Here is a 10423-nt window from a genome sequence, read left to right as displayed (position 1 = left end):
TATTATTTTTTTCATTAATTATTTACCTCCATATATTAAAAATATACCTAATTTTAGGTATATTTTATAAATATCAAGAGTTTTCGACAAAATTAAAGAAATTATTTATAACTCTTTATTACTTTTTTTCGTTAACTGTAAATTAAATGGCGGAACAGGAGAGACTCGAACTCTCGCGCCGGTTACCCGACCTAACACCTTAGCAGGGTGCCCTCTTCACCAACTTGAGTACTGTTCCGTGGTGATACCCTATATATTATACAAAAGATATCATTTTAAACAAGAGAAAAAGATTATTTTTTCAACCTATCCAATTAAAATATTTTCTTCAACATAACTGTATTCTTTTTCACTACTTCCACGAATTGAAACTAATAACGTTGAAGAAACTCCTAATTGCCCAATAAACATTAATAGAATCAATATTAAAGTACTTAAAATACCAATGTTATATAGTTCGGTAAAATTTAAAGTACTTAATCCTGTTGTTCCAAATGCACTACAAATTGTAAAAAAAGTATTTAAAACATCAAGATGAGGATTTTCAGCACTAATACAGATAATGGCAATCGCAATTAAACCTCCTGAAATAACAGTAACTCCTAACGCTCGTTTTACTGTTTCATTTGGGATTTTCCGTTTAAAAGCATTAACACTATTATTATTCCGAATAATAGACCAAATTGTAATGATAATAACAGCTAAGGTTGTTGTTCGAATCCCCCCTGAGGTAGAAGAAGGCGCTGATCCAATAAACATCATAATTGACATCACTATTCGTGATCCTGGTAAAAAGTTACTCATTTCAACTGTTGAATAACCTGCATTTCTGGTTGACATTGTATTAAAGAAAATATTCATAAAACCATTTCAATTTGATTTTGAATTTCGTAAAATACTTTCCATATGCTGAGCAGTTTCAGGATGGATTGTATTAATATTCGTAAATTCAATTAATCAAACACTAAAAACACCAATAATTGATAAACCAATATAAGTAATTAAATTAATTTTAGTAAATAAGGTAAATTTAACATGTTCTTTTCGTCGTCAGGCTACAAATTTTCGTTTTAAATCGTAAAAAGTTGGAAAACCTAAACCACCAATAATAAATTGGAATAAAAACACAAATTGAATAAAATAATTAGTATTATAAGGCATTAATGATGAATTACCAATAATATCAAACCCAGCATTATTAATTGATGAAATTGAGTGGAAAACACCGCTTCATAAACTTCGTCAAAAATTATGATAAGTAACATTATCAATCATGAATTTTCCTTCTACTGATAACGGTGAAAAATAAAAATTACAAAATAATAAAATTGCCCCAAAACATTCCAAAATAATTAAAAAAATAAAACTATTTTTAATTAAATCCATTGTATGCCCAAAGTTACTACTTCCTCGTTCACCTTGCACTAGCATTTTATCCTTAATTGAAATTCGACGCCCTAATCATACAAAAATCATAATTTTAAAAGTAGCAATTCCAAAACCACCTGTTTGAATTAAAATTAAAATTACCAATTGTCCCCAAAAAGTATAATCCGCTGCAGGATTACTAATTGTAATTCCAGTATCAGAAAAAGCACTAGCAGCAGTAAATAAACCAATTAAATAATTTCACGCAAAAGTAACTAAAGGGTTTAAAATTTTACCTTTTCCATCAAGAATCATCCGTTCTCCGCCATGAACAAAACCTGGAATTGATAACAGTAGTCCGCCTAAAAGAACAATTAAAATATAAACTAAAAATAATCTTCCCGATATTTTTGAGAAGGGTAACCAATGACGACGCCGTGTTAATGGTGCAGTTGGGTCATTATTACGTTGTCGTTTATTATCATTTTTTCTTTTAAAAATATTTTTGAAATATAATTGAAAAAAAACCATTTGTGTCCCTCTTTCATTAATATTATTATATACTACAAGTTAGTAATTATTGCTAATAATAAAAAAAATAGTATAATTAAAAGTGCAATAAGGGGGAAAAGGAATGGCAAGAAGAAAAAGTTTTGCAATTATTGGACTAAATAATTTTGGACGTTCAATAATTGAAACACTAATTGCGAGAAAACAACACATTATGGTCTTTGATATTGACCAAACTAAGGTTAATAATATGATTGCTAGTTATGAACAAGTTGATGGCGTAGCATTAGACGCAACAGTTAAAACAAATCTAATTGAGCAAGGACTAGACGAGTATGATACTGTCATTATCACAATCGCAAGTAATATTGAAGCTAGTATTTTAACAATTATTGGATTACAAGACCTTGGAATTACTAATATTATTGCGAAAGTAAAAGATATCCGTCATGCACGAATTCTAAAAGCATTAGGAATTAATAATATTATCCAACCCGATACAATGGCCGGAAGTATTACGGCAACTAAAGCAATGTTTGATATTGACATTGAAATGCAAACTGTTGATGAAAATTATGCATCATTAATTATTCAGGTGACTGATCCAAATATTGAAGGACAAACATTATCAGAATTACGTTTTATTAATAATAAAGATTATAATATTGTTTATGTTAAACGTAAAGGCCGTGTTATTTTACCCGGAGATGTTGAAACAATTAAATTAGATGATGAATTATTATTTATTGCTAAAATTAGTGCAATTAATGATTTAACAATTAAATTACAAAAAATTGATCAAGAATATGAAAAAGATGGTAAGTAACCATCTTTTTTTTATTTCCCTTGTTTCGCTGTAATTAATTCAATAACTACTTGTTGGCCAATTTCTGGGGCAACTTGTCCTTTTGTTAATTTCATTAATTCACCCATAAAAAACTTAATTACTCGTTCTGGCCGTTGCTCATATTGTTCTAGCATTGCTATATTAGCATTAAAAACTGGCTCAATAATTGTTTTAATTTCAACTGGGTCACTAATTTGTTTTAATCCTAATTCAGCAACAATTTTCGTTGGAGCACAATCTTCATTTAAAATTCGTTGTAACACTGTTTTGGCTTGTTTATTTGAAATTATATTTTGATTAATTAACATAATCATTTCAACTAAATTTTGTGGTGTTAATGCTGTTTCACTTATTGTTAATCCTTTTTGATTTAAATAAGCACTAATATCACCAATTAAATAATGAGCAATCATTTCATAATGTGGTGATAACTTAATTGCTGCTTCAAAAAAATTCATTAAGGCATAATCTTGTAAAATAATTTCAATATTAGCTGGTTTTAAATTTAATTTTGATAAATAACGTTTACGTTTGACAGCTGGTAATTCTGGCATATTTTTAAGAACTTTTGTCATTCAATTTGGATCTAATTTAATTGGAAAAATATTTGGTTCAGAAAAATATTTATAATCAATAGCATCAGTTTTATGACGCATTAAAACCGTTGTTTTTGTTTTTTCATCAAATCGGCGTGTTTCTTGTTCAATTTTTTTTCCCATTAATAAAAGTTCACTTTGTCTTGTAATTTCATATTCAATTGCCTTTTCAGTATTTGCAATTGAATTAAGATTTTTTAATTCAACCTTATCACCAAATGTTTTCACACCAATTGGACGTAACGAAATGTTAACATCGCATCGTAATGAACCTTCATTCATTTTAGCATCACTAACTTTGGTATAAACTAAAATTTCACGTAAAGTTTCTAAATATTGACGAACTTGAAACGCTGACCGTAATACAGGGCGAGTTACAATTTCAATTAAACCAATTCCAGCACGATTATAATCTAATAACGTTTGGTCTTCTTCATGCAACTGTTTAGCAGTATCTTCTTCAATATGCAGACGTTCAATTTCTACTTTAAAAGGTTTATTATTCTCATCAATAATCGTTAAATATCCATTTTGACCAATTGGATAATATTGCTGCGTAATTTGGAAACCTTTTGCTAAATCAGGGTAATAATAATTTTTACGATCAAATTGAATGACTGGATCAATTGTCAAATTAAGTGCTTGGCAAGCAATTAACGCTAACTCAACTCCCTTTTTATTAACTGTTGGCATTACTCCTGGATACCCAACATCCATTGGATTAACCATACTATTGGGTTTAGCCCCATAACTCACTGCGCCAGAAGAAAACATTTTTGTCTTTGTTTTTAATTCAACGTGATTTTCAATTCCAATTACTACCTCAAAATTAATCATGATTGTTCCCCCTTTCTGGTGCCACTTTATTTTTAATTCCAACAATCTCTTCAATTAATAAACTAGCATTAAAGACCTTTTGGTCAGCAAAAGGAGCAGCATTAACATTTATTCCAATTGGCATTTTATCAACAAAAGCAAGTGGAACAGTTAATGATGGATTACCCATTAAATTACCTAATACTAATAAATCATCAACATAATTTTCTAGTTCTGCCTCTGTTAAAATTTGATCTTTAATAATAGTAGTAATTTTTGGAGCAATCGTTGATGCAGCTGGTAATAATAAAAAGTCATATTTTGCAAAAACAGTAGTTAAAGCATTGACAATTAAACGTCGTACTCGTTTTGCTTTTAAAAATAATAATGTTTGGTTATTTTTTGTTAAAGTGTATGAACCAATAACATAACGACGTTTAACAACATGACCAAAACCATTAGTTCGTGAATTCATCATTACTTCTTGATAAGTGTCCCCATCAACTCGTGTTCCATAATTAATTCCATCCAACATTGAATGACTACTTACTGCTTCGGTAAAAGAAATCACCATATAAACTGGCATTAATGCTTTTAGTAAATCTTCTGGAAAATCAATTGCTGTAACACTAATCTCGCGGGCTGTTAATTCATCATATAAATGATCAAAATAAATTCTAATTTCATCTGGAAGAATCGCATGCGCATTTTTTAAATAAGCAAATTTTTGTTCTTTGATTTTTTCTGATGATAAATTTTTAAAATAACCTTGTTCCTTACTCTTTAATGAGGTTGCATCCTTGTGATCTTCTTGTGCTAAATAATCAAAAACAATTGCACTGTCTTCAACAGTTCGAGTAAAATATCCAACCGTATCTAATGATGGCGCATAAGGAAAAACACCATACCGTGAAATTAAACCATAAGTTGGTTTAAAACCAACAACACCACAATAACCTGCTGGTTTTCGTACTGAATCACCTGTATCTGTTCCTAATGCAAATGGAACAACACCAGCTGCAACTAAAGCTGCTGAGCCAGATGATGAGCCACCAGTAATCCGGCTTAAATCTCAAGGATTTAAAACATCTCCTGTTAAGGCATATAAACCATGCCCACCCATTCCTAACTCATCCAAAGCTGCTTTTCCTAATAAAATACTATTGTTTTCTTTCAAAATATTAGTTACTGTTGATTCATAATTTGGAATAAAATTTTCTAAAATTTTTGAACTCGCCGTTGTCTTAATTCCTTTTGTTGCAAAATTATCTTTTGCAAAATATGGTAAGGCAAATAAATAATTATTTTTAGGAACAACAAGGTGGTCTAATTTAGCTGCCAAAGCTGTGGCTTCTGTTTTTAATTCTATCACTGTTGCATTTAAAACCTGATATTTGTCTAAATTAGTAAAAGCATTCTTAACTATTTGCGATGGAGTAATTTTTTTAGCAACTAAAAGATGATGTAATTCTTTGATTGAATAAGCTGCCATTCTATTTAACCACCTTATTAATTACAATATAATCATCTATTTTTTTTGGTGCTGCCGCTAAAATTTCAGCTTGCGGAGCAACATCAATCTCATCATCCTCACGCAAATAGTCAACTGTTAAATCAAATGGAAAATGCATTGAATGAACATTAGTTGTATCAATTTTTTGTACTAAATCCATTTGTTTTAAAATAACATCAAATTCTTGACTTAAATTAGTTAGTTCCTCATCTTGTAAATCTAGCATAATATCATGTGCTAACATTTGTAACACTTCTTTTGTAATTCGTGCCATCTTATCCCTCCTTATTTAATAATTGTTGAAATTCTTCTTCATTAATAATTTTAACATTTAATTTTTGTGCTTTTACTAATTTATTACCAGCATCAGCCCCTGCCAGTAAATACGTGGTTTTTGCACTAACACTTTCAGAAATTTGCCCACCATAACTTTCAATTAACTCTTTAAAATATTCTCGTGGTTTTGATAAAACTCCGGTAATCACAAACCGATAATTTTCAAACTTCTGTGCTAAATGCTGATTAGTAGCATAATACTCCATTTTAACCCCCTTTTGGCGTAGTAAGGCAAGTTCTTGTTGATTAGCTGGAATTGCAAAATAATCAACAACACTAGCTGCTACAATTGGACCAATATCATTAATAATTGATAATTGTTCAATATCCATGGCGGCTAAATTAGCAATTGTTTTAAATTGTCGTGCTAATAATTTTGCTGTTTTTTGACCAACATGTCGAATTCCTAATGCAAACAATAATCGCTCTAAGGAATTATTTTTTGAATTATTAATTGAAGCAATCATATTTTCAAATGATTTTTCACCAAAATTTTCTAATTCAATAATTTTCGCTCGGTATTGCTCTAATTGATATAAATCAATAAAACTTTTTAAATATCCTAATTTAAATAATCGTTCAATAATTTTTTCACTAATTCCTTCAATATTCATCGCATTTCGTGAACAATAATGTTCTAACCCCCGAGTAATTTTTTTAGGACAAACAGAATTAATACAATACTGGTCAACCTCACCTTCAACACGTTCTAATAAAGAATTACATTCTGGACAATGCGTTGCCTCATGTCATTTTTGAGCATTTTTTTGGCGACAAGCTACAACATAATTAATCACTTCCGGAATAATATCCCCCGCTTTTTTAACTTGAACATTATCACCAATCCGAATATCACGCTCAGTAATAAAATCAGCATTATGTAATGTTGCTGCTCGTACAATTGTTCCTGCAATACGAACTGGCTCAAGAACAGCATTATAAGTAATCCGTCCTGTTCTTCCAACAGAAGGAAAAATATTAAGCAATTTTGTAACCACAACTTCTGCTGGAAATTTATAAGCTATTGCTCATTTTGGATTTTTAGCAGTATAACTTATGCGATTATATAAATTTAAGTTATTAACTTTAATCACAATTCCATCAATTTCATAACCTAATTGATGACGTTTTGGTTCATACTCTTGAATATATGCTCACACTGCCGCAATATTTGAACAATAACGATACTCAGGATTTGTTTTAAATTTTAATTGTTCTAATCTTTGTAACGCTTCGTACTGTGATTGAATTCCATCCTGCAAAGCATTAACATAATAATATAAAAATGCATTTAACTTTCGTTTTGCAACAATTGTTGAATCTAATTGCCGTAAAGTTCCTGCTGCTGCATTTCGAGGATTAGCAAATTCAGATTCGCCATTTTTCGCACGTTCCTCATTTATCTTCTTAAATTCTTCAACTGATAAATAAACTTCACCCCGAACAGTTAAAGTTGGTTGGTCAATTCGAAGCGGAATTGATTTAATTTGTTTAATATTAATAGTAACATCTTCACCAGTAAGACCATCTCCACGAGTTGCCCCCATCACTAAAAGATGATTATCATAAACTAATGAAATTGATAATCCATCAATTTTTAATTCACAAGTATATTCAACCTCTGGCAAACCAGTCAATTCTTTAATTTGTTCATCAAAATGAATTAAATCATCATAATTAAATGCGTTTCCCAAACTTAACATTGGACTTGTATGAACATATTTATTAAACTTTTCGCTAACTTGACCAGAAACACGTTGCGTTGGAGAATCAATTGTAATTAATTCACTATATCGTTGTTCAATTGCAATTAATTCTTGCATTGCTCGATCATATTCTTGATCACTGACACTAGGATTATCATTCACATAATATTCATAACTTCATTGTTCTAACTGTTCTTTTAATACTAAACTACGTTTTTTTGCTTGTTCAAAAGTCATAATATCCTCCTTTATTTTATTATTTTTAGGTTCTTTTTATGATGCGGGGAAATTGGTGGTTTTTTAAAATGCCATTTTTTAAACGGTTTAATTTTCAATGCATAAACACTAATATTTAAGGCAACTAATAACGCAACAATAAAAACCGTAGCATTGTTTAACAAAGCCTGTTCATTAAAAATTAAAATTAAAAAACGCCCAACTAACGGATTAAAGAAAGTTACTGTTAAAATTGATAGCATATTAATTGGAGTTTTTGCAACAAAATTCGGAATTCGTTCAAAAAAGAATAATCAAATTAAAGCTAAACCTAAAAAGACAAAAGAAATAATTAAGAAGACAATATTTGTTCATGGTTCTCAACGCCCTAATTCTAACTGCACATATAAGGCTGATGCAATTGTTTCTAATGTTCAAAAATTTAAGTTATTTTCCCCCATTGCTAAAACAATGACTACTGAAATTAAAGTAAAAATAATTGGTACAACAAATAATAATTTTTTTTGCCCTAGGTACATCATTATTTCAATATCATGTACTCGTGAATAACTGCGATATAACAAAAATGATAAAATTATCATTAACAAAAATAATCCTAAAAAAATAAAAATTAGTAAAATATTTTTTATTTGTGCGTTGTAAAAGATAAAACATAATGTTGAAAATAAAGTAAACTTAACCATATCTTTTAAGAAATTAGTTTTATATTTTAACATACTAATTCATGTTGAAACATAAATAATAAATAACATAATATACGATGCATCTCATTCAAAGGTAATATAACTTGCAAAAATAATACCAATAATTCAAGGCATATTACTACTGCGGTATTCTTCATTTGTGTAAATTGTCATTAAAATAAAAGTGACAAAAAATAAACCAGTTAACATATTCTGTTGATGCCATGAATCATATCCAAAATAATAAATTAATAATTTTGAAGCAGATAAAACAAGAAGTGATAAAGTACCAATTAAAAAACGATTACTTTTTTTATTAGCAAAATTACTCAATAATGTTACAAAAATTGAAGCAAATAGCATTGCATCTAAAATATTTAATAAATTTCAAATAATATCACTTGGATCAATTCCAGTCATTACAAATCAAACTGAGACATTTGTAAACCAAGATAATGTTGCTAAAGCTTGAGCATTAGCAATCGTAACATTTGGATTTAATTTAAAAATAATATTATTATCAACTGAAGCAAAAAAATAAAAACTTAAAATATAACTATTAGTAATGTTTGAACCTGAAGGAGCAATAAAATAATTTTTAGCATAATATAATGCCATAAAAACACCAAATGCAACAAAAAAAATGGCGTGATTTCAATCTCATAAATTAATATTAAATCAATAACGAATAAATAATAACAAAAATAATGAATATAAAATATTAATTGATAATAATGAATAAACTAAAATAATATAACGTAAATTAGGAATAAATTCTAATGGAATTAGCAAAAAAGAAATAACAGCAAAATAAAAGAAAAAACCCATAATCATTCCAAAATAAATATTTTTAGTTCGAATTTTTAAAAATTCGGCTAAAATTGCCCCTGTTGAAGAAAAGACTCAGTAATAATATAAGAAAAAAACAATCGCAATTAAAACTATTTTTACCATTTGACCTTCTTCCTTTCTTAACAATTATAGCAAAAACACTCTAGAATATACTTTATAAACAAAAATAAAAGTGATTTCCATTTTATAAATCACTTATTAGTTAAAATTATTTCCTATTTAATAACAGCAATAATTTCTCCTTGTTTAACATTACCTGTTTTAACAATATTAATTGTCTTACCGCTCATTGTTTCTGGTGTAAAAACAATTGGCGTATCTAAACTTGGTACATTTTCAGCTTTTAAAACTGTTAAATCAACATTACATAATAAATCCCCTTGTTTAACATTATCATCTTGTTTTACTTGAATATCGAATCCTTTTCCATTTAATGAAACTGTATCCATTCCGATGTGTAATAACATTTCAACACCATTATTACTTTTGATTCCATAAGTATGACCTGTCGGAAAAACGGTAATTAATTTCCCAGCAATTAGAGCAATAAATTACCAGCACTTGGTTTAATTGCTAAACCCTCACCTAACATTTTTTGTGAAAATACTTCATCTTCAACTTTATCTAAAGCAATAACTTCACCATCTACAGGGGCAATTATTTCAAGTTCTTTTGGTTTTTTACTAAATAATCCCATCTTTTCTTCTCCTTTTTTCATTAAGCAGACAACTTTGTCATCTATCTTTAGTATACTATAAAATTATTAAATTTATTCTTTAATTTTGTCGAAAACTCTTGATGAAATAAAAAAAATCATCAATATGACAATTTGAAAACTAATTTTGTGTAAGATTATGATTTTGCTTTAAATTTTTTAAACGTTAAAATATAATACCGTTGATTGTTGGTTTGGTGTTAAACCTTTGTGTTGGTATTTTCATTTTCAGAGCTTTAAATAA

7 protein-coding genes, 1 tRNA gene and 1 pseudogene are annotated in these 10423 nt (G+C 28.6%); 1 reads left to right on the top strand and 8 read right to left on the bottom strand.

Going from position 1 to position 10423, the window contains the following annotated elements; translation table 4 throughout:
• Window positions 1-147: 147 nt before the first annotated feature.
• Together EHV01_RS01425 and EHV01_RS01420 are read right to left on the bottom strand one after the other, a co-directional pair.
• Window positions 148-238: transfer RNA gene (locus tag EHV01_RS01425), tRNA-Ser, on the bottom strand.
• Between the two features lie 68 nt (window positions 239-306).
• The gene (locus EHV01_RS01420) at window positions 307-1899 is read right to left on the bottom strand and encodes a potassium transporter TrkG (protein WP_422065890.1); all 1593 of its coding nucleotides are present in this window, start codon (window positions 1897-1899) and stop codon (window positions 307-309) included.
• Between the two features lie 103 nt (window positions 1900-2002).
• On the opposite strand from EHV01_RS01420, the gene EHV01_RS01415 reads away from it, so the two are divergent.
• A complete protein-coding gene (locus EHV01_RS01415; RefSeq protein ID WP_338990398.1) occupies window positions 2003-2704 on the top strand; it encodes a potassium channel family protein in 702 nt (233 codons plus the stop codon).
• 11 nt (window positions 2705-2715) lie between these two features.
• Here EHV01_RS01415 and gatB read toward each other — a convergent pair whose 3' ends face one another.
• The 6 genes and pseudogenes from gatB to EHV01_RS01385 all read right to left on the bottom strand — a co-directional run bounded on the left by gatB (window position 2716) and on the right by EHV01_RS01385 (window position 10161).
• Window positions 2716-4158, bottom strand: coding sequence for an Asp-tRNA(Asn)/Glu-tRNA(Gln) amidotransferase subunit GatB (gatB, locus tag EHV01_RS01410; protein WP_422065889.1), 1443 nt, complete (start codon window positions 4156-4158; stop codon window positions 2716-2718).
• The gene (locus EHV01_RS01405) at window positions 4151-5629 is read right to left on the bottom strand and encodes an amidase family protein (RefSeq protein ID WP_422065888.1); all 1479 of its coding nucleotides are present in this window, start codon (window positions 5627-5629) and stop codon (window positions 4151-4153) included. Before EHV01_RS01405 ends, gatB begins: the two co-directional genes overlap by 8 nt.
• Window position 5630: 1 nt before the next feature.
• Window positions 5631-5924, bottom strand: a complete 294-nt coding sequence (gene gatC / locus EHV01_RS01400) for an Asp-tRNA(Asn)/Glu-tRNA(Gln) amidotransferase subunit GatC (RefSeq protein ID WP_342256400.1) — start codon at window positions 5922-5924, stop codon at window positions 5631-5633.
• Between the two features lies 1 nt (window position 5925).
• Window positions 5926-7929 (bottom strand): NAD-dependent DNA ligase LigA, encoded by a 2004-nt coding sequence (ligA, locus tag EHV01_RS01395; protein ID WP_422065887.1) that lies wholly within the window; start codon window positions 7927-7929, stop codon window positions 5926-5928.
• Window positions 7930-7940: 11 nt separating this feature from the next.
• A complete protein-coding gene (locus tag EHV01_RS01390) occupies window positions 7941-9566 on the bottom strand; it encodes a hypothetical protein (protein ID WP_422065886.1) in 1626 nt (541 codons plus the stop codon).
• A 113-nt stretch (window positions 9567-9679) separates the two neighbouring features.
• Window positions 9680-10161 (bottom strand): annotated as a pseudogene (locus EHV01_RS01385) (PTS sugar transporter subunit IIA).
• Window positions 10162-10423: the final 262 nt, after the last annotated feature.

Origin of the sequence: Spiroplasma sp. hy2, from assembly GCF_044714365.1 — a bacterium.
GTDB lineage: Bacteria > Bacillota_I > Bacilli_A > Mycoplasmatales > Mycoplasmataceae > Spiroplasma > Spiroplasma phoeniceum.
The sequence above is the reverse complement of the archived record's forward strand: the minus strand, read 5'-3'. Positions and strand labels throughout refer to the sequence as shown.